Genomic DNA, 24,854 nt, shown 5'->3' with positions numbered 1-24,854 from the left:
CTTTTTTTATTGTTCAGCACATGCAAGTACCATAATGGAGATTTCTTTCGGATTTACCGCCTTTATGGCCTCAAAACAAGATTCTATTGTTGCCCCAGTAGTCAGTGTATCGTCAACAATCACAATTCTTTTATTTTCAAGCATTTCTGGTACTATTACTTCAAATAACCTCTCAACATTTTCGAATCGTTCCATACGTTTTTTTCTTACTTGTGATTCTGTGGCTCGTACGCGTTGAACAGCATTTTCCAAAACAATACCACCCAAACTTTCTGCCAAACCATCCGCAATGCAAGTCGCTTGATTGTAACCACGCTCCAATTGTCGTTTTTGATGTAGTGGAATTGGAATATATACATCAAAAGTATTTTCTAAACCTGTTTCTTTAAGTTCAGCTCCAAACCATCTTCCAAGCATTTGCCCTAACTCTTGATTTCCTCCATATTTTATGGCATGCATGATATGTTGAACGTTACTTGCTTTTTTGAATTTAAGGTACGCAAATTGATATTGAGGCATGATTCTACCTGCAAAACGATTTTCCAAAACATGATAAAGTCCTTTATGTGAGTCTGTTTTGGGTAAATCAAACAAGCAGTCGGTACAAAGATGTTTTTCTTGGGATACTAGTGGCTCGTTACAAGCAACACATACGTCTGGGAAGAGCAATTGTAGAAATGCTTTGAACATGTTAGGTGTCATCGGTGTTGAGTATTAGGTGTAATAGACTTTGCGCTTTTTATTAGTAAATTAGCGTTCTTTTAAATGAATTAACGATTTTTTTCAGAAACAAACAATAGCATTATGAGCTTAGTCACAGAATTTAACGACTACAGAGCTAAAATGAACGAAAAAATTTTAGCTGGTGATAATAAAGTAATCAAACGTATTTTCAATTTAGATACCAATACTTACGCTGAGGGCGCTTTATCAGAAAAAACCAAAGAGATGATGGGCTTGGCTTGCTCTATGGTTTTGCGTTGCGATGATTGTGTCAAATATCATTTGGGCAAATGCTTCGAATTGGGTGTAACTGATGCCGAAGTACAAGAAATTTTCTCAGTGGCTACCCTAATTGGCGGTACAATCGTTGTACCTCACTTACGCCGTGCTGTTGAGTATTGGGAAGCTTTACAACAAGAACAATAACAAGAAATACGGTTTTGACTTCAATAAAGCCGTATTTTCTCAAAATCATGGATATAGAATTAGAAAATCTGTCTCAGGAATGGGATATTCTTTTAGATAAACTCGAAAGAATGATGGAAAAACGTCCTTCTGATCTTAATTCAGTGCTTTTTTTAATCGGAGTACAAGAGCTAGGAAAAGGACATCGTTTTTTTACCAAAGAAGAAAAACAAGACTTGATGCATATTGCTATTTGCAAGGTGCTTAGTTTTTCTGGGATATACGAACTAGAAGGTACCGACCAAGATGGCTGGCCACATTGGAAACTGGTTCAACCTTTGCCTTTTGTGAATCTATTGGAACAAGAAAAGCTTTTAAAAGCTCATGTAATTGAGTATTTCGAAAAAGAAGTTTTTAATAGTTAAATCAGCGTAAACTTAAAATGGCACAAAACGATAAGATTTTACCGTTTTGTGCCATTTTAAGTTTTTATTGAATACCTATTCTTTGCCGACAAACTTACTATATGCTTGCAGATTAATCTGAGGAATAGAGGCATTGTAGGTTTGATTTATCGCTTTTATTACCTCATTGGCGATGACTGCCTGACCAATAGCTGTAGGATAAATACCATCTGCTGAAAAGAAGTTTCCTCGTGTTCCACCGTCGATTTTAAAACCATCCGCTGAAACATATTGGTTGATGTGGATTTGATGATAAATTTTCTCCAAATCTACTAATGCCAATCCTTTTTCTTTTGCCAATGTCTTAATTCTATCATTGTATAGTTTTATAAACTGGGTATTGTTGTTCAATATTTGTGTATTCAAGAAGGTAGAAGTAGGCAAAATAGTAAACACATCATCTACCTTTTTAAGATTTCTAAACAAATTATCTACCGTTTGACTTGGGATAAACAACATATCTGTTGAATTACCATTGATAGAAATACTTTTTGCTTTAGTTTTTAAATCTTCCAAGGTGTACCAATTAAAATATGCTAAATCGGTGATAATTGGCCATGTAAAGACTACCCCTTTCTCTGCGTTTGCCTTTTCATACAACAGTTCAATTGTTTTTTCTAATATTTTAGGACCATTCGTGTACCTTTCATACCCATAAGAACTGAGAGCATTTCCATTATTTTTGATGAGCGAAATCAACATATCACTATCATCTTCCAAAAGAAAAAAGTTAATGGGTTGCTTTAATATTTGTTCTCTTAATGATACTGATTTATCGTCAATCCCATCGGGTAAGATGCGACTAGCAAAAACACCACCAATACTCCATCTGTTTCCTAGTAAATCAAGTGTTTCGGTATTGACCACTCTGCCTGCGATGGTAAGTCCACCATTCTCGGGTAAACCGTAGTTTTGAGCCAAATTTCCTTGATATTTTGTAAATGCTGGAGGCCTACCAGCTTTTACCGTTGCTATATTATTTTTTACTTCCTTCCAAGTAGGATAGGAGGAACCATCATTGATAAGCTCTAAATACCCTGTTCCATTTACTTCCGTACCAGAAAATAAAGGGCTTTGAAAATTACTCATTCCCATTTGCCATGCTACGAGATTTGGAAACGCTGTCATTTGTCCAACTCGATACAATCCACCATTGCGGACGCCAGCCGTCAATCCGCCACCCATCGCCATCATATTTAGCTTTTCTCCATTATTGATAATAGAGCCCAGGTTAGGAGTATTATTTCCTTGAAAAAAGGCAGAAATATCTACATTAGAAGTAACAGAACTTTCGCCTTTGATAAAATAGGATTGATCTGTAAAAGGATACAATGGAGGTAATAAAGTCTCATTACCTGTCGTACTAGGAGGATAGACTACAGGAGGTGTCGTTGGCTGAACCTCGACTTGCGGCAGTAATACTTCGGATGAACAACTTACTAATAGAACTGTAGTACATAATTGTAGGAACTTAACTATCTATTTCATAATCATTAGTTTAAGATGTAAATACTTATTTTGTGACTACCTCAATAGTCACTCTTTATTGCATTCAATTTGAAAGACAGGAAAGATTGGTCATGTAATTGGGAAGAAAAGCACTTTCTACATTGGGTAATTATCTAGGATGTAGCCAAGAGTCGTTAGAAAAGCATCTCACATACAAATGTATACAAAATAGCAATCCTCAGTTTATTTATTTCATCCTTCTAATGTAATTAAATTTCAGTCTTCTTTTTCCTCCCAAAAACTATCATCTTTCCTGTATAGAATATTGAGGCTTTGCCATGATTTAAGGTTATCTTTGAGATAAAATGTTTGTTAAAACAGCATATTCAACAACAATATCCTTTTTGTTTTATGAAAATCATTACCTACAATGTCAACGGTATTCGTTCGGCTATTTCCAAAGGCTTTATTGAGTGGCTTCAGGCTGCCAATCCAGATATGATTTGCTTGCAAGAATTAAAAGCAGAAGAGCATCAAATAGAAAAGCAACTTTTAACAGATTTGGGGTATCATTTGTATTGGTATTCTGCACAAAAAAAAGGCTATTCGGGTGTAGCAATCTTCACTAAAGTCTTACCAAAGCATGTAGAATATGGTTGTGGAATAGAAGCCTACGACAACGAGGGACGTGTACTTCGTACTGATTTTGAGGATTTTTCGTTAATGTCAGTATATATGCCATCAGGTTCGAGTGGCGACGAGCGTCAAGGATTCAAGTTTCAATGGATGAATGATTTCCAAGGGTATATCAATGATTTGAAGGTACAAATTCCTAATCTTATTGTTTCGGGAGATTATAATATTTGTCATCAACCTATAGATATCCACAATCCTAAATCCAATGCCAATAGTTCAGGTTTTTTACCTGAGGAGCGTGAGTGGATGGGACAATTTTTGGAAAGTGGGTTTATTGATACATTCCGTCATTTCAATCCTGAGCCTCATCATTACACTTGGTGGAGCTTTAGGGCAGGAGCGAGGGCCAAGAACTTGGGCTGGCGTATCGATTATAATTGCGCTACTTTACCCTTAAAAGACCGACTAACACGTGCCTATATATTACCCGAAGCCAAACATTCAGACCACTGTCCGTCTGTTGTGGAATTAGATTAATAATTCTCCACAGGAAGTTATCCACATTGTATAAATTTGTGGATAACTTCCTGTGAAATTCGCGACTATTTCCATTTCAGCATGATTATTGGACTCGTAATGGTCATATAATCCGCAAAATGATTTTATTACTATGACAAATTCTCCTATTGCCGCACTTTCGTCACGCATTGAAGAATATAAACGAAAGTTTTATCTAAACCGATTAGTCAAAGGATCTATCTTCTCTTTGGCTGTTATTTTGTCTGCCTATCTGGTATTCAACACATTAGAATATTTTGGACACTTTGGCTCATTTTTCCGTGGAATACTTTTCTTCGGATTTATTCTAGCTTTTGGATTATCCACATTCTTTTGGGTTATGAAGCCTTTATTGTTTCTCTATGGAAACAGAAAACCTCTAAGTGACGAAATAGCCGCTGACCAAATTGGCAAATTCTTTCCAGAAGTTTCAGATAAATTGCTCAATACACTCCAACTTTCAAAAGCGTTGAGCCATGAGCAAAATGAATTGTTAATGGCATCCATTGCTCAGAAATCACAGCAATTGGCTATTATTCGCTTTGCCGATGCCATCAAAATTGACCACAACAAAAGATACCTCAAATATATGGCAGTACCAGCTGTGGTAATTTTTGGGTTATTATTGATTTATCCTGCCTTCTTTTCAAAAAGTACTGAACGTATTGTCAACTTCAAAAACGAATATCAAGAAGAAGCTCCTTTTAGCTTTGAATTAGGAAACAAAAATCTAAAAGCTTTTAAAAACGAAGACTTTACGGTTAATCTTGCTCTTCGTGGCAATACGATTCCTGATGCGGTTTATGTATTAGTCAATGATAGAAAAATGAAAATGGAGGCTATAGATAGTCGTCACTACTCATTTACGTTTTCTAAGTTGCAAGACAATACAGATTTTACGTTCGAAGCGGCTGGCTTTAAATCAGGTAACTATGAGATAGAAGTTGTTAATAAACCAACCCTTGGCTTCTTCGATGTAACACTCCATTATCCTGCTTATTTGAACAAACCTGATGAGCAACTACAAAATATGGGTAATATCACAGTACCTGAAGGTACGCTTATCGACTGGAACTTTACTGTGACTGATACAGACTCTATCGTATTTTCTTTTGACGGAGATAAAAAGCGATATTTTGCGGAGAAGAAAATGCTCGGTGGGGGATATGACTTCAGATTGAAAGCAACTCGTTCGAGCGCTTATCAGGTATCGCTCAAAAACCAATATTCTAGTTCAAACCAAGGAATTGATTTTAACCTGAATGTTATTCCTGACAAATATCCACAAATCAGTCTTGAACAATACAAAGATTCCACGCTTTACAACTACATGGTTTTAGGTGGAAGTATAGCTGATGATTATGGATTAAGCCGTTTAGCTGTATTTTATAAAATTTTGCGCGATGGGAAGCCTAATAATGGCAATTATCGCAATTTCAATATTCCTGTAAACAAAATGCAATCAATCCAAGGATTTTATCAACAATGGGCTATGGATAGCCTTAAATTGAATCCTTCGGACAAAGTTGAATATTATGTTCAAGTTTGGGATAATGATGCCGTAAATGGGCCAAAATCAACGCGTTCGCAATTATTGAACTATATCATTCCAAGCAAAAATGACATTAATAAAGAAATTGATAACTCTATCGATAAAACTGAGGCTCAATTAGATAAAACGCTCGAAAAAGCTCAAAAGCTTCGCAAAGAATTAGCAGCGCTAGAAAATCGCTTGAAAAATAAGAAAGACCTAGATTTTCAAGATAAAAAACTCATTGAAGAGATTGCTAAGAAAAAAGAAGATTTGATGAATGAAATCAAAAAGCTTCAAGAGCAAAATCAAAATCTTACGGATAAACAACAAAGATTCAATGAGCAAAAACCTGAAATGCAACAAAAAATGGAAGCATTACAGAAAATGATGAATCAATTGATGGATCCTGAGACGCAAAAGCTTTACGAAGAATTGAAAAAAATGTTAGAGAAAAATCCAGAAGATAATCATATCAATGATCAGATGGATAAACTTCGAAACAAAGAGCGTAATACTGAAAAGGAGCTAGAGCGTATGCAAAACCTTTTCAAGAAACTTCAAGTAGAGCAGAAACTCGACAAAGCTATCAAGGAACTTGAAAAGCAAGCTGAGAAACAGGAAAATCTAGCGGAGAAAAACGAGGAGCTTAGCAAAAAGCCTCAAAGTCAAGATAAGTCGCAGCAAACAGAAGATTTGAAAAAAGAGCAAGAAAAGCTTAGTAAAGAGTTTGACGATGTAAAAAAAGACTTGAAAGATGCTGATAAGCTTAACAATGAAGTTAAAAATTCAGATCCGCTTGAATTAGATAAACAGCAGCAAGAGGATATTTCGGATGACCAGAAAGATGCTCAGCAGAAAATGGATAAGGGCGATAATAAGTCTGCCGCTGGTAAACAAAAGAAAGCAGCGAAGAACATGAAGAATATGGCTCAAAAGCTTGCACAGATGAAACAACAAGCTGAAATGAAAGAGAATGAGGAAAACATAGAAACATTACGTGAAATCTTAGAAAACCTCGTAAAACTCTCTTTTGACCAAGAACAGCTCATGAAAGACTTTAGAGGCATTATGCCTTCTGACCCTCGATTTGTGAAATTATCGCAAGAACAAATCAAGCTTCAGGATGACGCTAAAGTTATCGAAGACAGCTTATACACCCTTTCTAAACGAGTATTACAAATTGAAACATTTGTAACAAGAGAAATGGGCAATATGAAAACTTATATGGGCGATGCCGTTAAACTCATTAAGGATCGTAAAATGGCAATGACTGCCTCGAAGCAACAGTTTGCCATGACATCGATGAACAACTTAGCTCTTTTGTTATCTGATGTTCAAAAACAAATGCAACAAAACCAGCAAATGATGATGGCTGGTTCTGGAAGTGGGAAAGGTAAAAACAAAGGAAATCAAAAAGGAATGGGGCAGAGTCAGAAAGATTTGAATCAGAAAATGCAACAAACCCTGCAAAAAGGTTCTCAAAGCAAAGGTGGTATGTCTGAGGATTTAGCTAAACTAGCCCGCGAGCAAGCTCAAATCAGAAAGATGTTGCAGGATATGATGGATAATCAAAAAGGCACTGAAATTGGTAAGAAACTAGGCGATGAAGTAAAAGACCTTTTGAAGAAAATGGAAGAAACTGAAACTGATCTAGTCAATAAACGTCTAAATCCTGATTTAATAAAACGTCAACAAGAACTTCTAACTCGTTTGCTCGAATCTGAAAAAGCTTTGAAAGAACAAGAGGAAGACCAAAAACGTAAAGCAGAAACAGCTAAAAACTACGAAAGAAAGGTTCCTCCACAATTTCAACAATATGTAAAGGATAAGCAAAAACAAACGGAATTGCTCAAAACAGTTCCTCCAAACCTGAATCCTTATTACAAGCAACAAGTAGATTACTACTTCAAAAAGATTCAATAAAAAAAGGCCAGCGAATGCTGGCCTTTTTTTATTCTACAAACTTTATTTCAACTCTTCGATTCACGGCTCGCTCACTTTCACTTCCTACCTTCACCAATGGCTTGGTACCTCCATATCCTTTTGTGTTGATTCTTGTAGGACTTACGCCGTATTTTATCAAATAATCTCTACAAGTATTTACACGCTCAATGGATAGTTTGAAATTATCATCCGCATCTCCAGATATGTCAGTGTGTCCTTCTAATAAGATTTTTAGCTGTTTATTTTTCAAAAGAATCATCACCAATTCATCCAATTCTTGATATGAGGTAGTTTGTAACTCTGAGAGTCCTAACTTAAATAAGATTTTTTCTAGTCTTATACTTTCCTTTTTAGTGGCAGCTTCAAGTATTTCTTTCTCTCTTTTTTCATTAATGATAATCCTAGGCTTTTTATTTTCCTTGGCGTCACAGCCTGCAATATCTGTTACAATCCCAAATCTGAGCGTATCTACCTTTACTACTTTGGGTCTATACTCACCATCCTTGAATACCGTAATTCCATCTCTCATGACAAACATTGAGGTATTTTGCTGCTTATCATTGGTAAACTCATACCAGTCATTTACAGTAATTGTATTGAAAAAGCCTTCCATCGTTTTAGTTTCATACAAATACGGGCTTTCATTCGCCACTACCTTGTAGCTAATGTTTTTCTTATTCTCTTTGATAAGGATTTCAGATTTTTCATTCACATAAAAATTACATCCTTCTGTACAGGTTATCTTATTCCCTCCATATATTTTCTCTTTTGAACTCCAAATCACTTCCACATCATTCAATCTTAAATCTATTCTGACCAAATATTTCATGGTAGTCGTGGCAAAATAGATGCGTCCAAGCCCGTCTGTTCCTCCCGAAATCCATCCTCCATCATTGTGTGAGGGTAATTTCCATTTTGTGTATTTACCCGTTTTAGAGGAAGGACTAAATTCATACACTGGTAAGGACACATTTTTGTCGGCTTCTACTGCCAGAATTTTATTGTTAAATGTTTTAGCGATAGCATTACAACGAAAGGGTAGGAGGGCTGTCATTTCTACTCGATCTTGATTTTGGTCTTGCGTACCCAAAGACAAAATCACGCCAGGAAGCGTAACTGCATAAATAATCTTATCACAGTTATTAGGTAATGGTGTGCCTATTACTTGCTCATCTCTCCTGAGATTATCTTTCTGTGCTTCAGAAACACATACCTGAGTAAATAGCAATAAAATGACTAGCGATAGATGGCGTTTCATAAAATTTAAAACTACTTTTTCTAAAAAACTAAGATACATAGTATCGTTCTAATTGTTTGATTTTCACTACGTCGAATTTATGTAGTATCTTTGTAGGCTTTTGCATCAAAGCTCATACCAAACCGCTTTTACAAACAGCAAATCTTTTGCCTCTCAATTATTAAGATATCCAAGGTAAATATTTATCGATATGATTACATTCTTTAATGAGGACATCTCATTCAATTTGAAATATAAAGTAAAGACCAAATCGTGGTTGAAAAAAGTAGCTGAATTAGAGGGATTTAGGATGGGTAATCTCAACTATATCTTTTGCTCAGACAACTATCTTCACCAAATAAATGTTGAGTACTTAGACCACGACACCTTAACTGACATTATCACCTTCGATAATTCAGAAGAAGAGGAAACCATCGAAGGGGACATCTTTGTAAGTGTGGAACGAGTTGAAGACAACGCCAAAGATTTGAACGTGCGGTTCGACGATGAGATACTTAGAGTACTGGCGCATGGGCTTCTTCACCTTTGTGGATATGATGACCATACTGATGAAGAAGAGGCAGAAATGAGAGTAATTGAATCAAAGTATATTCAACTATTCCGAACAGACTTTGCCAAATAAGTAGTTTTGAAAAAAGTCTCCACGTGGAACATTTACAAAAAATCACTATTCGAATTTTCACGTTCCACACAATTATAAGATTCCACGTTTTGATTTTATTTTAACAAATCATGTTCAAATAAAATACTGATAGGAAAATTTATACCAATCAAAAAGAAAACCAATTAGTAAACAACATAAATAAGATGCACAGTAACTATGACATAATAGTAGTTGGAGCTGGACACGCAGGATGCGAAGCTGCACACGCTGCCGCAACTATGGGTTCTAAAGTGCTACTAATTACCATGAATATGAATACGATTGCTCAAATGTCATGTAACCCTGCAATGGGTGGCGTGGCAAAAGGACAAATCGTAAGAGAGGTAGATGCACTTGGTGGTATGTCAGGAATTATTTCTGATAAAACCATGATTCAGTTTAGAATGCTGAATCGCTCAAAAGGTCCTGCTATGTGGTCGCCACGTTGCCAGTCAGACCGTATGCGATTCGCTGAAGAATGGAGATTAGCTCTTGAAAGAAACCTAAATATAGATTTTTGGCAAGAGATGGTTTCAGGATTAATAGTGGAAAATAACCAAGTAGTTGGTGTAAAGACTCAACTTGGGATAGAATTCCGAGCAAAATCTGTCGTACTAACTAATGGAACATTCTTGAATGGATTAATTCATATTGGTGAAAAAAACTTTGGAGGTGGTAGAACAGCTGAAGGAAAAGCAACAGGAATCACCGAGCAATTGGTGGAACTTGGCTTTGAAGCTGGTAGAATGAAAACAGGAACTCCTCCAAGAGTAGATGCACGTAGTTTGGATTTTTCTAAAATGGAAGAACAAAAAGGAGACGAAAATCCTGCTAAATTTTCCTATTTAGACACAGAACCATTAAAAGAGCAAAGAAGCTGTTGGATTACCTATACGAATCAAGAAGTTCATGATGTCTTAAAAACAGGTTTTGAAAAATCTCCTATGTTTGCCGGACGTATCAAAGGACTTGGTCCAAGATATTGTCCATCAGTAGAAGATAAGATTAACCGCTTTGCAGAAAAAGAACGTCATCAAATTTTTGTGGAACCAGAAGGTTGGAATACAGTGGAGGTTTATGTGAATGGTTTCTCAACTTCATTGCCAGAAGACGTACAATATGCAGCCTTGAAAAAAATTCCAGGTTTTGAGAATGTAAGAATGTTCCGTCCAGGCTATGCGATTGAGTATGATTATTTCCCACCAACACAGCTAAAACAAACTTTAGAGACAAAATTGATTAGTAATTTATTCTTTGCTGGTCAAATCAATGGAACTACTGGTTATGAAGAAGCGGCGTGTCAAGGCTTGATGGCAGGTATCAATGCTCACCAAAGAGCACATGATAAAGAGGATTTTGTATTATCACGCTCAGAAGCATACATTGGTGTACTTATCGATGACCTTATCAACAAAGGTACCGAAGAGCCGTACCGCATGTTTACGTCAAGAGCAGAATACAGAACTTTACTTCGTCAAGATAATGCAGATATTCGATTAACAGAAAGAGGATATAATATTGGATTAGCTTCAGATGAACGTTTACAAAAAGTTAAAGCAAAAAAAGAAACAACTGCTCAACTCGTAAATGAATTAAAACATAAGAAAGTAAAACCTGCTGAAGTTAACGAAAAACTAGAAGCCATCGGAACAGCTCCGCTCAAAGAGGGTACTTCTTTGCTGAATCTCCTGAGACGTCCAAATGTAACACTTGCAGAAATTAAAAACTTAAGTGAGGAGATTTCTGAATATTTAGATCAATATACAGAAGAGACATTGGAACAAGCTGAAATCAATATCAAATACGAAAGCTATATTGAGAAGGAACAGCAGATGGTTGATAAAATGCAAAAACTAGAAGATTTGGCAATCCCATCAGATTTTGATTATGGCAGACTTTCAGCTATTTCGATTGAAGGTAGACAAAAACTTAGTAAAATCAGACCAGCAACTATCGGTCAAGCATCCAGAATTAGTGGTGTTTCTGCTTCAGATATTTCTGTACTCATGGTATTCATGGGAAGATAAGTTGTAGATGCTAGCGTAACGCTTGTACTGGTTGATATAATTTGAATAATGCAATTAACAAAAGCCACTGTTTCCACAGTGGCTTTTGTATTTAAAACAGACTTAGATTTTGAACTAAGAATGTAAACGAAAATAAGAACCACTATCAGATTACACTCATTCATCTATAAAGATGAAATAATTATAGTTCTATACATTTTAGTGTCATCAATTATTCCACCCCAAAGTATAAATAGACTTTTAGTATATTTGTTGTATCAACATAATCCAGAATACGATGCAAGAATTACTAGAGAAGTGTCCAGTTTGTCAGCATACCCAAACCCAAAAATATATTACCTGCGATGACTTCACTGTAAGTCATGAAAAATTTGATATTGTATCTTGTCAAAAATGCGGCTTCAAATTTACCAATCCAAGACCAACAGCCAACACTATCGGGAAATACTATCAGTCCGAAAACTACATTTCGCATAGTAACACCTCGAAAGGTATCATTTCAAAAATCTACCACCAAGTAAGAAAAATAACGCTTCAGCAAAAAGTAGATTTAATCAATAAACTCAACGGAGGAAAACAAGGTAGCCTACTCGATATTGGTTGTGGAACAGGAATGTTTTTGAACGCTGCCAAAACAAATGGATGGAAAGTCTCAGGGGTAGAGCCAAGCGATGGCGCTCGAACAATGGCCGAAGAAATTAATCAGATTTCTATTCCTTCAGAAATTCTTGGCTCATATCAAGACCAACAATTTGATATTATTACGATGTGGCACGTACTTGAGCATGTTCACTTACTAAACGAAACAGTAGAGTTCTTAAAGGACAAATCCACCCAAAAAGGAAAGGTAATTATTGCAGTTCCGAACCATGAATCTAAGGACGCTCAAATTTATCAAGAGCACTGGGCTGCCTACGATGTACCAAGACACTTGTATCATTTTTCGAGAAATAGCATTCAGCAACTTTTCGAAAATCACGGATTCAGATTGAAAGAGCACTTACCCATGAAGTTTGATTCTTTCTATGTAAGTATGCTCTCCACAAAATACCAACAAGGAAATACTAACTATGTGGAATCGTTTTTAAGCGGACTCAAATCAAATAGGGTAGGAGCGAAGCAGAACAATAATTACTCAAGCATCATCTATATCTTCGAGAAAAAGTAGTTTTCCACGACATATTCTCTGATTTTCCCACAGATTTAATACTTATTAACATATTTATCAACATCCCTCGGTGATTATATATTGCCGAGGGATTATTTTTGTTGATAATTATAAGTACTAAATACCTTATAAATAAACAATTTCAATATAATAGCAAAAGTTATACACATACGATTCTATTATCAACAAAGTTTTCAACATATTCACATGAAAGTAATTAACATAGTCTTGATAACTTTTCTAGGATTTCTATTCATAGAGGCGTTATTTAGTTGTGCGCAGGTTGTAGCACCCACAGGAGGTAAAAAAGACACCCTCGCACCAAAATTAGTAATGAGTATCCCTGCTAATCAGTCCAAAAACTATAAAGGAAAAAGTATCGAGATTCAGTTTGATGAGTATATCAATGTGGATAACCTTCAACAACAGCTATTAATAACGCCAAGTACGGAGCCTTTTTTTACTACTAAAACAATGCCCAGAGGTGTTCGTATTACTTTTGAAGATGCCTTTCAGCCAAATACAACCTATAGTTTCAATTTTAGAGAGGCCATTAAGGACATAACTGAAAGAAACCCAGCCAAAAACGTAAGAATTGTATTTAGTACTGGCGGGGTGATTGACTCACTATCTATAGAAGGAAATGTCGAAGATATTATCGAGAATAAAGGGCTGTTAGACGCTACCGTCGGAGTGTACAGATATTCGGATACACTAAAAATCAATAAGATGAAGCCTTACTATTTTACAAAAACAGATAGTACAGGAAATTTCAGAATTGAGAACGTAGCGGCAGGGAAGTACAGAATCTATGCTATTACCGATGTTAACAGTAACCTTCTATATGATGAAATGAAGGAAAAAATTGGCTTTATAACTGATACACTGCAACTTAATAAAAGTGTCAGTGGACTAAAAATTAAGGTGGCCAAGGCAGATAACTCTCCCGTAAAGGTGAGTAAAACACGCACAACTACCAATTATTACTATGTGGAGTTGAATAAGGGTGTCAAAAAAGTCGACATCAAATTCGAAAATCCTCAAGATAGTATTCCTTATCAACTTGTGGAAAAGAATATGATACGTGTGTATAACTTGAAGAAAGTAAGTCAAGATACTATCAAGATCGCTATGACCGTTGTGGATTCACTAGATAGGAAGTTTGATTTTAAGCAGAAAATCAAGTTCAAGGCAAAAGGTAAAAAAGAAGATTCATTTGTAGAGGAGTTCAGATATGAGGTAAGCCCACAGAATAATCAACAAGTTGATTTAAAAGAAGTTGGTTATACCATCAAATTCAGTAAACCAATAGGAACCTTCGATTGGAAAAAGATTAAAATACTGAATGATACCCTCAAAAAGGTAGATATTCTTGAAAAGCATTTTTCATGGAATGTGGATAAAACAGAAGTATTGTTGAAAATCCCTGAAGCGCCAAAACCAAAGGAGTTTTTGTCCCTTGAGATTCCCGTAAATACATTTCAGTCGATAGAAGGTGATACCAACAAGATTGTCAAGCAGCTTAATCCGCTCCGAGATCCAGAAAATTATGGTTTAATAGAAGGACAAATCAACAATCCACAAGGAAAACAGTGTATTGTACAGGTGTTAAACGATAAAAAAGAAGTTGTAAAAGAACTTATCCACACTAAAACGGGGAAATACACATTCGATTTCTTGACACCAGGGGTATATCGGGTACGATTAATTGTAGATACAAACAAAAATGGACGCTGGGATGCCGCAATTGTGGATAAAAACACCCCCGCGGAAGAAATTTTGCACATCAAAGACAAGATTAAGCTCAAACAGAACTTCGAACTATCAGGTTTTGACTTCAAAATTGAGGATAAATAGGCTAATTGTGGATAAGTGCCATTTTTCGGTGTAAGACTGTATAAATCTTGTGGATAAACACCCCTATTTTGGGTACAAAAATTGTGGAAAGAATTGAAGCGTTTGTGGAAAGAAAATGAGCCCAAATATCGAAGTGTATAACTTGATAAGTTATACCACAGAAAAACACCATTTATCCCCCAACAAACACACCGTTGAAAAAGTCCTATTTATCCACACAAGTAACCTGTGGATAAGTGCCATTTTTTGTTAATTAGCTGATAAACAATATTTTAATTGTATATAAATTAAATATTAAGTGTGTATAAAATTAAAGTTATTCACATCACAACGTGAAAATATTTTTTCACAAAAGTATTCCACAAATCCACAGTATAATAAGCATAATAGATATTCTTTCTTTTTAAAAAATTAAAAAAATAAATACTATATATATTATGTTGTGTTGAAAACTGAAATGAATGTCAAATCTTTAACGCCTAAAATATGAAAAGTGAAGTGTGTGTGTTAAATCGTCCTTTTTTCAAATTTATGTGCTTTGCCTTTTTTCTAATCACGGGAATATATCAGGCAAGTGGACAAGATGTGGAATTGGGGATTGAATATGTGAAAGCTGGAGAATATGAAAAAGCAAAAAGCATTTTTCAGAAATTGGCTAAAAATAAAGACATCGCTGGGAGTATTCATAAACCCTATCTTCAGACATTGTACAAATTGAAAGAAGTGGATGAAGCTGAAAAGTTTTTGAAAAAGCAAATCAAGTGGTCTGATGGAAATCCGTTTTATATACTCGATTATGCACATTTGTTGGAGGAACAGAAGAAAAAAGAGGAAGCAGATAAACTTTATAATCAAATACTCGAAAAATGTAAAGTTACAGATGAGTTAACACTCAAAATGGTAAATGAATTGAGTACTTATCAACAGTATGATTGGGCTATTAACTTGATTGAGAAAAACAGGCTTTATTTTAAGGATATCAGCAAGTTTCCTCTTCAGGTAGGTAGATTATACAAACTGGCTGGAAAACCTCAAGAAATGCTTGAGGAATACCTAAATTTTGGACGTGATATAGAAAACCGAGAAATCCTTCAAGGAATGCTCCAAGATGAGCTGAGAGACGAAAACGATCAAGCACTTTTAGAAAAGGTTTTGTATGCCAAAGTTCAGAAATTTCCAGAAGATCCCTATTTCAGCGAAATGTTGATTTGGCATCTCACTCAAAAGAAGGAATTCTTCAAAGCATTCGTCCAAGCGCGGGCCTTAGACAAGCGATATAAGCGTGAAGGTGCCCAAGTAGCCGACTTAGGTTTTGTAGCGTATCAGAACAAAGATTTCAGTAGCGCAGGTAAGGTATTTGAATATTTGGTCAAAGAGTATCCCAAGCAACAAAATTATCCACTTTGGAGAAGAGTGTTGATAAACTCAAAAGAAGAGGTCATCAAAAACACTTACCCCGTGAATCAAAGTGATATTAGAATCTTGATTCAGGAATATACCAAACTTTTAAACGAATTGGGAATAAACCAAAGAACTCTTGAGGCGTTGCGAAGTAAAGGTCTTTTATATGGTTTTTACCTAAACGAAAAAGATACTGCCATAGCTGTGTTGGAAAGTGCTATAAAGTTATCCACAGGCAATAGGGAGTTTGTGGATAAGTGTAAATTAGACCTTGGTGATATTTATGTACTGAAGTCCGAACCATGGGAAGCTACCCTACTTTATTCACAAGTAGAAAAATCTGAAAAAGATAGCCCAATGGGATACGAAGCCAAACTTCGAAATGCTAAATTGTCCTATTACAAAGGCGATTTTGAACTGGCAAAGGATGTGTTGGATATTCTCAAACAGGCTACCACTCGTGAAATTGCCAACGATGCCATGAATTTAAGCCTTCTTATTCAAGATAATACGGGTATTGATACTACCGACCAAGCTTTAAAAGACTATGCCAATGTAGAATTAATGCTTTTTCAACATAGAAATGAAGAAGCTATGGCTGAAATGAAAAGTATGGTGACCAAGCACAAAGGACATCCACTCGAAGACGAATTTATGTACTTAATGGCAACCACTTATTTAAAGGAAGGAAAGGTAGATGAAGCCATAGAACAATTAGAAAAAATTGTGGAAAAGTTCCCCACAGATATACTCGGAGATGATGCTTTGTATATTTTAGCGAAGACGTATCAAGAAAAGAAAAACCAGCCTTCAAAGGCAATGAAGCTATATCAAGAACTACTCACGAAATACCCAGGAAGTATTTACGGTGCTGATGCTCGCAAGAGATTCAGAAATTTGAGAGGCGATACAATAAATTAAATAAAAATCACGTAATTAGGAGGTTCGTATACACATACGAGCCTCTTTTTTTTCCTCAAAAAACTTCTTAGAACCTAGTTAATATCTTATCCACAATGAAAACATTTTATACACAATGTTGTGTATTCCTACTCGGAATAACAGTATCCACTGGTGTTTGTGGACAAAACCGAACCACATCAACACCCCTTTTTATTTGTCACTATTATGGCAAAAAAATCAATGAAAGCGATTTATGCAACTCAGTAATGGGATATGGAAGTAGCCGAGCAGAAAGAGAAGTTAAAAAGATTACAGAACTGATGCACCTTTCTAGAAATCCATTTCAAATGATGGAATGCCCCAATACTGACAACTGTTACGCTACGCTTGTAGAAGGAGTACCTTATATTATATATGATAGAAGTTTTTTGCAAAGAGTTCATACTGTAACACAAAAGGATTGGGCTGCTATATCTATTTTGGCTCATGAGGTTGGACATTTGGTTTATTATCATCCAACAAGTCAAAAGGGAAGCCAACATCAAAAAGAACTAGAAGCCGATGAATTTTCGGGTGCTACGCTCTACAAGATGGGCGCAACCCTTGAGGAAGCACAACTTGCCATGCAGTATTTCCAAGAAGAAGTGTGGACAACTACGCACCCACCACGCTCGCAACGTATGAAGGCAATCGCAAAAGGATGGCTAGAAGAAAAACGGAAAGAAGAAAAAAATGTCGTAGCATATCAAAACAACGAAGTTATTATTCCTGATAAAACTGCTTCAGATGATGATAATATAGTCTCTTCTGAGAACTTGAACACTTATCCACAGCCAGAGGCAAAAAAAATAGATTCAAATATAGAAGTTGGAAAGTATGGCTGTGTGGAAGGCGATTGCATCAATGGATATGGATACTATATCCACAAATCTCAAGGAAGTTATAAAGGAATGTGGAAAAATGGAATAAGAGAAGGGATTGGTGTACAATTTAAAGCAGATGGAAATAAACTATTTGAAGGTATGTACGAAAGTGGTAAGCGAAGTGGAAATGGGATATATTACTTTTCTAATAACATTTATTTGGAAGCGGTATTCGAAAATGACTTTCCAACAAAAGAGGGTCGCCTCATCAATCAGTCTGGAGCTCAACCACGTGAACTAAATTATGTGCAATCAAATGGTGAGGTAAGCTCTATGAAAATACCAAAATAACGCATATAAAAAGGATAGGGCTTTTTTACCTATCCTTTTTATTTTTTATAAGCTTTTGTAAATAATAAGATTAAGTGAAAAAATATTAAAAAAATTATGCATGCATACTATTTTTAATTTCTACAACCTATTATCTTTGAGAAAATGAATTGTGCTTAATCTTGTTTAAATTGTATTAAAAAAAGATTGGTGTCTCATCAATAAGCAAGCTATCGAATATGAACAATCACCAAACCGCAACACGAGTTTTTGACCTATTAGAAACAAGTGTTAAACCACTGAATAAAGAGGACGTTTTTGCTTGTAAAATCCAAGGCAATTGGAGAAAATATAGTGCGCAAGAAGTTATAGATACCGTTAATAAGATAAGTCTTGGTCTATTAAAACTAGGAGTAAAGCGTGATGACAAAATTGCTTTAATTTCCAACAACCGACCTGAGTGGAATTTTGTTGAGCTTGGAATCCAACAAATAGGCGCTGTATCTGTTCCTATGTACCCAACTATCACGATAGAAGACTATCATTATATTTTCTCAGATGCAGATATTAAATTGATTTTTGTTTCTGATGAGAATTTGTTGAAAAAGTCGACAGAAGCTAGTAAAGGAATCGATTCGGTCGAAGCTATATATACTTTTGATAAAATTGCAGGGGCAAAACATTGGACAGAGGTACTCGAAATAGCTCAGAATGATGACGTGGCATCTCTTGAAGCCCATAAGTCGGCGGTCCTTCCTGATGATTTATTGACATTAATCTATACTTCTGGAACTACTGGAAAACCCAAAGGTGTGATGCTAACTCACAACAACATCATTGCCAATGTTGAAGGACTGATCAAAGGAAAACATTTAGAGCTAGAAGCAGGAGATAAAGCATTGAGCTTTTTACCATTATGCCATATCTACGAGCGCACAGATATTTATGTCTTTTTGCGTTATGGTGTTTCGGTATACTATGCCGAAAGCATGGATACTATCGCTGATAATCTCAAAGAAGTAAAGCCACACGTTTTTGCAACCGTTCCAAGATTATTGGAAAAAGTATATGATAAGATTGTCGCAAAAGGATATGAGTTAACTGGAGTCAAAAAATCACTGTTTTTCTGGGCATTAAACCTCGGATTAAAATACGACCCAATGAAAGAAATGGGTTTAGTATATGATATCCAGCTTAAAATAGCCAGAAAATTGATTTTCAGTAAGTGGCAAGAAGCGCTGGGGGGAAATATCAAATTTATTGCTTCTGGTTCTGCAGCCTTACAACCTCGTCTTTCAAGAGTATTTTGGGCAGCAGGCGTACCAATAGTCGAAGGTTATGGACTTACCGAAACTTCTCCCGTAATTTCATCAAGTATTATTACCGATTTTAGAATCGGTTGTGTAGGTACTGTTTTGCCAAATGTTCAAGTAAAAATAGCAGAAGATGGTGAGATTTTGGTAAAAGGACCAAGTATCATGAAAGGCTATTATAACAAACCTGAATTAACGAATGAGGTAATTGATTCGGAGGGCTGGTTTCATACAGGCGATATTGGAGAGTTTGCCGAAGGAAGATATTTGAAAATTACAGATAGAAAGAAAGAAATCTTCAAAACGTCTGGAGGAAAATATGTAGCACCACAGTTATTAGAGAATAAATTAAAGGAATCAATCTTCGTAGAACAGGCAATTGTAGTTGGTGAGGGCGAAAAGTTTCCATCAGCTTTGCTCGTTCCTGAATTTAATGCTTTGAAAGAATGGTGTGTACGTCATGAGATTCCTTGTGGTTCAAACGACGAAATGGTGAAACAACCAAAAGTTTTAGAGAAGTTTGATGAAGAGGTAAAGCATTTGATGAATAATGTAGCAAAATATGAACAAGTCAAAAAGGTCGTATTATTAACTAAATTATTCTCTATCGATAGCGGGGAACTTACTCCAACCCTAAAATTGAGACGAAAGGTTATTCATTCGAAATATCAACAAGAAATATTATCCATGTACGAATAAAAAAAGGATGCCCAATTGGGCATCCTTTTTAATTATAATTGCAATAAATAGTTTTTAAAATCACTAAACTTCGTACTCATTGGAATCGCTACTTTCTCTTTAGATAATAAAGCCGAAAGACGTTCTGGAATTGGTACAGTTGTTCCTAAGGTTCCCTCAACTACATCCAAAAACTTCGCATAATGAGCCGTAGATAATAAAACTCCTGTTACATCTTCGCCTAATTCTGTCATATAAGAGCTCAATCCACGATAAGCAACAGCCGTATGAGGACACATGATGTAACCTGTTTTGTCATATACCTCTTTCATCGTTACTCTAGTATCATCATCATTGCTAAAATCACCAGCAATATGTTTAACTACCTCTTCATAAGCATCACCAGCCAATAATTGCATACGGATAAAATTAGAAGGGTTGCCCACATCCATAGCATTCGAAATCGTTTCTTGTGATGGACGAGGCTCATAAACGCCACTCGCTAAGTAATTTGGAACAATGTTATTGATATTCGTAGCCGCAACAAACATTTTTACGGGTAATCCCATTCGCTGTGCAATAAGCCCAGCCGAAAGATTACCAAAGTTTCCACTTGGCACACAGAATACCACTGGTTTATCCACACCCGCTTTTTTCAATTGTGCATAAGCATTGAAATAATAGAACGATTGAGGTATCAATCGACTAATATTAATCGAGTTTGCTGATGCCAAATTGTATTTAGACGAAAGCTCTTGGTCCAAGAATGCTTGCTTTACCAAGCTTTGACAGTCATCAAAGGTACCATCTACTTCCAAAGCAGTAACATTTCCTCCAAGAGTGGTCAATTGCTTTTCCTGAATATCAGATACTTTTCCTGTAGGGTACAAAATTGTAACCTTGATGTCAGGCGTATTATAAAATCCTTGTGCTACAGCTCCTCCTGTGTCGCCTGAAGTTGCCACAAGAATGTGAATATCCTGATGAGATTTTTGTAAGAAATAAGACATCAATGCTGCCATAAATCTTGCACCAAAATCCTTGAATGCCATAGACGGTCCATGGAACAATTCAAGCACATATTTGTTAGGCTCAATGCCAACCAATGGAGCTTCAAAATTGATTGAACGTTCGATAATGCCTTTTAAATCACTTTCAGGCACATCGTTACCCAACAAAGCTTTTGCTACTTCAAATGCTATTTCCGAAATACTTAAATCACCAATGGTATCAAAGAAGCTTTGTGGTAATGTAGGTATTTCATAAGGCATATACAATCCATTATCGGGGGGAAGTCCTCTAAATACCGCCTCTTCCAACGATACATCTGGGCTTGCATGCTTGGTACTATAAAGTATCATATTCTCGTTTTTTGGTTAAATCGTTGCTAACTTCTTTGCAGACAGAGTGCTCCTTGATATGTTAGCAATTGAAATTGATGGACAATTTGTGGTACAAAATTATTTTAAACATTATATAATTCAGCATGTTGACACTAGAAAGTCTCGAATAAACTTCAAAATGTCTCTTCAATTGTATAACTTTCAGTTAAATCTTCACCTAAAAACAAGTTCTGCCTTATGAAAAAACAATGGATGCAGTGGATTCAGTATGCCTTTGGCTACAATCGTACCGAAGCAAAAGGTTTTATATTACTATTGATGTTATTATTTACCTATTTTTCTATTTACTTATATATATGGTTGTCCCCAAGTAAATCATCTCTAGCTTTCACACAAAATCAACTCAATCAAAATTCAGAATTAGTGTCATTGATTGAAACTGCCGAAAATCCTCCTAGTCGCTTTAAAAGTTTTGAGAAAAAAGAAGAGGAGGCTCATTCAAGTATTCCAATTCGACTTCATTCATTTGACCCTAATGTAGCAAGTGTTGAAGAATTGGAAGAATTAGGTATGCCACCGTGGCTTGCTAAGAGAATAGACCGTTTCAAAAGCAAGGGAGGAAAGTTTTTCAAGAAAGAAGATTTACTCAAGGTTTATGATTTTCCAGAAACACTTTATCAGAAATTGATACCATACATCACTATATCCGTTCCTCAAAACGATAAGTTTGCCAAACGTTCATTCATTCTGCAAGAAAAAACGCCCAAAACACCTGCAAAATTTGATTTGAATACGGTAGATACCACAAGATTAATCCAACTAAAAGGAATAGGAAGTAAATTGGCCGCTCGAATTGTCAAGTACCGAGATGTACTCGGCAGCTTCGTTAGCACTTCACAGATACGAGAAGTATATGGACTTGATTCATTAGTAGTAGAAGAAATCCTCAGATATGGATACATAAATAACCCTCAAGTTCGAAAAATTAATGTTAATGAATCTTCATTCGAACAAATGAAACATCCTTACCTAAAACCATACATAGCTAAGGCCATTGTTAACTTCCGAAATCAGCACGGAAAGTTTCAGTCTATTCAAGATTTAAAAGCCATTAAACTTCTAACACCAGATATAATCCAAAAGCTAGAACCATATTTATCGTTCTAGCATTATTCCTTTATAAATACTTAGTTATCGTAGGGTTGGAGGAACCAAAACAACTGCGTAACTTTGAATTGTGTAATTTAAATACTTCATCAAATGTCCATAGGATTTTTTAATGTACCAACTCCCAAGAACGAACCTATCTTAGGATATGCTCCTAATAGCAAAGAAAGAGTTTCATTGAAAGCAAAGCTTGCTGAAATGAAATCTCAAGTAATCGAGGTTCCTATGTTTATCGGTTCTGAAGAACTTAAAGAAGGAAAGAAACTTCCTTTAACAAGTCCACATGACCACCAACATGTTTTGGGATATTACTATGAGGGTGATGCGTCTCATGTCAACAAAGCAATTGACTCATCCTTGGCTGCACGTGAAAAATGGGCTAATATGTCTTGGGAACATCGTGTATCAATTTTCTTGAAAGCGGCCGACTTGTCTGCTTCAAAATATCGTATGGAGCTAAATGCTGCTACGATGTTAGGACAATCAAAAAATGCTTTCCAAGCAGAAATTGACTCAGCATGTGAGTGGATCGACTTCTTAAGATTTAACGCTCATTTTGCTACTCAAATTTATGCACAACAGCCAGAATCTTCTGAGTACGTTTGGAACAGATCTGAATACAGACCTCTTGAGGGTTTTGTTTTTGCCGTAACTCCATTCAACTTTACTGCTATTGCAGGAAACCTTCCAGCTTCAGCAGCCTTGATGGGTAACGTTGTAGTATGGAAGCCTTCTCCAACTCAGATTTATTCAGCTTATGTTTTGATGAAAATCTTGAAAGAAGCAGGTCTTCCAGATGGCGTTATTAACCTTATATATACAGATGGTCCTTTAACAGGGGATATCGCTTTCCGTCATCCTGAATTTGCGGGTGTTCACTTTACGGGTTCAACTAAAGTATTCCAACATATTTGGAAAACAATCGGAGAGAATATCCATATATATAAATCATATCCAAGAATTGTTGGTGAAACAGGTGGAAAGGATTTTGTTGTTGCTCATACTTCAGCAGATACAAAAGCACTAGCGGTTGGTTTGCTAAGAGGAGCTTTCGAATTCCAAGGACAAAAATGTTCTGCGGCATCTCGTGCCTATATTCCAAAATCACTGTGGGAATCTACTTGGGAGTATTTCTCAAAAGATCTTGCAGAATTGAAAATGGGTAGCGTAGAGGATTTCTCCAACTTTGTAACAGCTGTCATAGATGAGAAAGCTTTTGATAAAATAGCTTCTTATATAGATTGGGCAAAAAATAGTGATACAGCTAAAGTAATTGCTGGTGGAAGCTATGATAAGTCAAAGGGATATTTTATTCAACCAACAGTTATCTTAACTGAAGATCCTAAGTTCACCACAATGACAGAGGAAATCTTCGGCCCTGTTCTCACGATTTACTTATATGAAGACGATCAGTTTGAGGAAACATTACATTTGGTAGATACAACATCCCCTTATGCCTTAACTGGTGCTATCTTCTCTCAAGATCGTTATGCAATAGAATTAGCTACCAAAAAGCTGACAAATGCTGCTGGTAACTTCTATATTAATGATAAGCCAACAGGTGCAGTGGTAGGGCAACAACCATTTGGTGGTGGCCGTGCTTCTGGTACAAACGATAAAGCAGGTTCATCATTAAACCTTTTACGTTGGGTTTCTCCAAGAACAATCAAAGAAAACTTTGTATCACCGACAGATTATAAGTATCCATTCTTAGCTGAATAAGGATATTGAGAAATATTTCAATCGAAATCCTCATCTTTTCATTAAGGTGAGGATTTTTTATTTTGTATTATTGGGGGTTCTTTTTGTACCTAAAAAAGGCATATTCAAATGTAATCATTTGAGTGTTTTATACTAGGCAAAAAACTTTCAATAGTATGATTCTACTAATCAACGACTTACAGAAAACTTTAAAAATAGTATCAAAAAGATTTGGATGATTGGGAATAAAGTGGGAATTTTGCACTCCCAAACGACGGGAAAGGAGTTGTAGCGAAGAGATAGAGTTGAGAGTTTCGAAAATAAATTTTAAAAAATATTTTCAAAAACATTTGGAAGTTAAAAATAAAGCTACTAATTTTGCACTCCCAAACAACGGGAAGCGGTTAAATCGAAAGAGATTTGACGACAAATTTTGAGATAATGGACTGACGATAAGTTGGTTAATTGTTTTGAGATAAAGAGTTCTTT

General features: G+C 35.9%; 17 protein-coding genes. 13 read left to right on the top strand and 4 right to left on the bottom strand.

The window, feature by feature from the left end; translation table 11 throughout:
• Nucleotides 1–6: 6 nt before the first annotated feature.
• The gene (locus QM481_RS07970; protein WP_283381352.1) at nucleotides 7–690 is read right to left on the bottom strand and encodes a ComF family protein; all 684 of its coding nucleotides are present in this window, start codon (nucleotides 688–690) and stop codon (nucleotides 7–9) included.
• A gap of 114 nt (nucleotides 691–804) precedes the next feature.
• On the opposite strand from QM481_RS07970, the gene QM481_RS07965 reads away from it, so the two are divergent.
• Together QM481_RS07965 and QM481_RS07960 are read left to right on the top strand one after the other, a co-directional pair.
• The gene (locus QM481_RS07965; RefSeq protein ID WP_095163540.1) at nucleotides 805–1,149 is read left to right on the top strand and encodes a carboxymuconolactone decarboxylase family protein; all 345 of its coding nucleotides are present in this window, start codon (nucleotides 805–807) and stop codon (nucleotides 1,147–1,149) included.
• Nucleotides 1,150–1,196: 47 nt separating this feature from the next.
• Entirely contained in the window at nucleotides 1,197–1,553 is a 357-nt protein-coding gene (locus QM481_RS07960; protein ID WP_095163539.1) for a hypothetical protein, read from the top strand.
• A gap of 75 nt (nucleotides 1,554–1,628) precedes the next feature.
• On the opposite strand, the gene QM481_RS07955 is transcribed toward QM481_RS07960, so the two are convergent.
• Entirely contained in the window at nucleotides 1,629–2,924 is a 1,296-nt protein-coding gene (locus tag QM481_RS07955) for an SGNH/GDSL hydrolase family protein (protein ID WP_283381351.1), read from the bottom strand.
• Nucleotides 2,925–3,452: 528 nt separating this feature from the next.
• Between QM481_RS07955 and QM481_RS07950 the strand changes: the two genes are divergently transcribed.
• Both QM481_RS07950 and QM481_RS07945 read left to right on the top strand, forming a co-directional pair.
• Nucleotides 3,453–4,214 (top strand): exodeoxyribonuclease III, encoded by a 762-nt coding sequence (locus QM481_RS07950; RefSeq protein WP_283381350.1) that lies wholly within the window; start codon nucleotides 3,453–3,455, stop codon nucleotides 4,212–4,214.
• 133 nt (nucleotides 4,215–4,347) lie between these two features.
• Entirely contained in the window at nucleotides 4,348–7,692 is a 3,345-nt protein-coding gene (locus QM481_RS07945; protein WP_283381349.1) for a coiled-coil domain-containing protein, read from the top strand.
• Nucleotides 7,693–7,720: 28 nt separating this feature from the next.
• On the opposite strand, the gene QM481_RS07940 is transcribed toward QM481_RS07945, so the two are convergent.
• On the bottom strand, nucleotides 7,721–8,971 hold the full coding sequence (locus QM481_RS07940) for an OmpA family protein (RefSeq protein ID WP_283381348.1): 1,251 nt from the start codon (nucleotides 8,969–8,971) through the stop codon (nucleotides 7,721–7,723).
• Between the two features lie 190 nt (nucleotides 8,972–9,161).
• Between QM481_RS07940 and ybeY the strand changes: the two genes are divergently transcribed.
• From ybeY to QM481_RS07905, 7 genes are all read left to right on the top strand, one after another.
• Nucleotides 9,162–9,593, top strand: coding sequence for an rRNA maturation RNase YbeY (ybeY, locus tag QM481_RS07935; RefSeq protein ID WP_283381347.1), 432 nt, complete (start codon nucleotides 9,162–9,164; stop codon nucleotides 9,591–9,593).
• 185 nt (nucleotides 9,594–9,778) lie between these two features.
• A complete protein-coding gene (gene mnmG / locus QM481_RS07930) occupies nucleotides 9,779–11,641 on the top strand; it encodes a tRNA uridine-5-carboxymethylaminomethyl(34) synthesis enzyme MnmG (protein ID WP_283381346.1) in 1,863 nt (620 codons plus the stop codon).
• Nucleotides 11,642–11,918: 277 nt separating this feature from the next.
• Nucleotides 11,919–12,809 carry a methyltransferase domain-containing protein gene (locus QM481_RS07925; protein WP_283381345.1) on the top strand — a complete coding sequence of 297 codons (891 nt, stop codon included), beginning with the start codon at nucleotides 11,919–11,921 and terminating at the stop codon, nucleotides 12,807–12,809.
• 207 nt (nucleotides 12,810–13,016) lie between these two features.
• Nucleotides 13,017–14,666, top strand: coding sequence for an Ig-like domain-containing domain (locus QM481_RS07920; protein WP_283381344.1), 1,650 nt, complete (start codon nucleotides 13,017–13,019; stop codon nucleotides 14,664–14,666).
• A 486-nt stretch (nucleotides 14,667–15,152) separates the two neighbouring features.
• A complete protein-coding gene (locus QM481_RS07915) occupies nucleotides 15,153–16,988 on the top strand; it encodes a tetratricopeptide repeat protein (RefSeq protein ID WP_283381343.1) in 1,836 nt (611 codons plus the stop codon).
• Nucleotides 16,989–17,083: 95 nt separating this feature from the next.
• Nucleotides 17,084–18,184: a hypothetical protein gene (locus tag QM481_RS07910; protein ID WP_166550991.1), complete on the top strand. Its 1,101-nt coding sequence runs from the start codon at nucleotides 17,084–17,086 to the stop codon at nucleotides 18,182–18,184.
• A 218-nt stretch (nucleotides 18,185–18,402) separates the two neighbouring features.
• A complete protein-coding gene (locus QM481_RS07905) occupies nucleotides 18,403–20,175 on the top strand; it encodes an AMP-dependent synthetase/ligase (RefSeq protein WP_166550992.1) in 1,773 nt (590 codons plus the stop codon).
• Nucleotides 20,176–20,207: 32 nt separating this feature from the next.
• Here QM481_RS07905 and thrC read toward each other — a convergent pair whose 3' ends face one another.
• Nucleotides 20,208–21,515: a threonine synthase gene (gene thrC, locus QM481_RS07900; RefSeq protein ID WP_283381342.1), complete on the bottom strand. Its 1,308-nt coding sequence runs from the start codon at nucleotides 21,513–21,515 to the stop codon at nucleotides 20,208–20,210.
• A 219-nt stretch (nucleotides 21,516–21,734) separates the two neighbouring features.
• Between thrC and QM481_RS07895 the strand changes: the two genes are divergently transcribed.
• Entirely contained in the window at nucleotides 21,735–22,664 is a 930-nt protein-coding gene (locus QM481_RS07895) for a ComEA family DNA-binding protein (RefSeq protein ID WP_283381341.1), read from the top strand.
• Between the two features lie 93 nt (nucleotides 22,665–22,757).
• Nucleotides 22,758–24,386, top strand: a complete 1,629-nt coding sequence (gene pruA / locus QM481_RS07890) for an L-glutamate gamma-semialdehyde dehydrogenase (RefSeq protein WP_283381340.1) — start codon at nucleotides 22,758–22,760, stop codon at nucleotides 24,384–24,386.
• Nucleotides 24,387–24,854: the final 468 nt, after the last annotated feature.

Origin of the sequence: Flectobacillus rivi (assembly GCF_030056655.1) — a bacterium.
GTDB classification, from domain to species: Bacteria; Bacteroidota; Bacteroidia; order Cytophagales; family Spirosomataceae; genus Flectobacillus; species Flectobacillus rivi.
Note: the sequence above shows the minus strand (reverse complement) of the source record. Positions and strands in the feature narration are given on the sequence as shown.

Bases quoted from the DNA above. Each gene is read 5' to 3' on its own strand.
- QM481_RS07970 (WP_283381352.1), bottom strand. From the start codon at position 690: ATGTTCAAAGCATTTCTACAATTGCTCTTCCCAGACGTATGTGTTGCT.
- QM481_RS07965 (WP_095163540.1), top strand. From the start codon at position 805: ATGAGCTTAGTCACAGAATTTAACGACTACAGAGCTAAAATGAACGAA.
- QM481_RS07960 (WP_095163539.1), top strand. From the start codon at position 1,197: ATGGATATAGAATTAGAAAATCTGTCTCAGGAATGGGATATTCTTTTA.
- QM481_RS07950 (WP_283381350.1), top strand. From the start codon at position 3,453: ATGAAAATCATTACCTACAATGTCAACGGTATTCGTTCGGCTATTTCC.
- QM481_RS07945 (WP_283381349.1), top strand. From the start codon at position 4,348: ATGACAAATTCTCCTATTGCCGCACTTTCGTCACGCATTGAAGAATAT.
- QM481_RS07940 (WP_283381348.1), bottom strand. From the start codon at position 8,971: ATGAAACGCCATCTATCGCTAGTCATTTTATTGCTATTTACTCAGGTA.
- ybeY (WP_283381347.1), top strand. From the start codon at position 9,162: ATGATTACATTCTTTAATGAGGACATCTCATTCAATTTGAAATATAAA.
- mnmG (WP_283381346.1), top strand. From the start codon at position 9,779: ATGCACAGTAACTATGACATAATAGTAGTTGGAGCTGGACACGCAGGA.
- QM481_RS07925 (WP_283381345.1), top strand. From the start codon at position 11,919: ATGCAAGAATTACTAGAGAAGTGTCCAGTTTGTCAGCATACCCAAACC.
- QM481_RS07920 (WP_283381344.1), top strand. From the start codon at position 13,017: ATGAAAGTAATTAACATAGTCTTGATAACTTTTCTAGGATTTCTATTC.
- QM481_RS07915 (WP_283381343.1), top strand. From the start codon at position 15,153: ATGAAAAGTGAAGTGTGTGTGTTAAATCGTCCTTTTTTCAAATTTATG.
- QM481_RS07910 (WP_166550991.1), top strand. From the start codon at position 17,084: ATGAAAACATTTTATACACAATGTTGTGTATTCCTACTCGGAATAACA.
- QM481_RS07905 (WP_166550992.1), top strand. From the start codon at position 18,403: ATGAACAATCACCAAACCGCAACACGAGTTTTTGACCTATTAGAAACA.
- thrC (WP_283381342.1), bottom strand. From the start codon at position 21,515: ATGATACTTTATAGTACCAAGCATGCAAGCCCAGATGTATCGTTGGAA.
- QM481_RS07895 (WP_283381341.1), top strand. From the start codon at position 21,735: ATGAAAAAACAATGGATGCAGTGGATTCAGTATGCCTTTGGCTACAAT.
- pruA (WP_283381340.1), top strand. From the start codon at position 22,758: ATGTCCATAGGATTTTTTAATGTACCAACTCCCAAGAACGAACCTATC.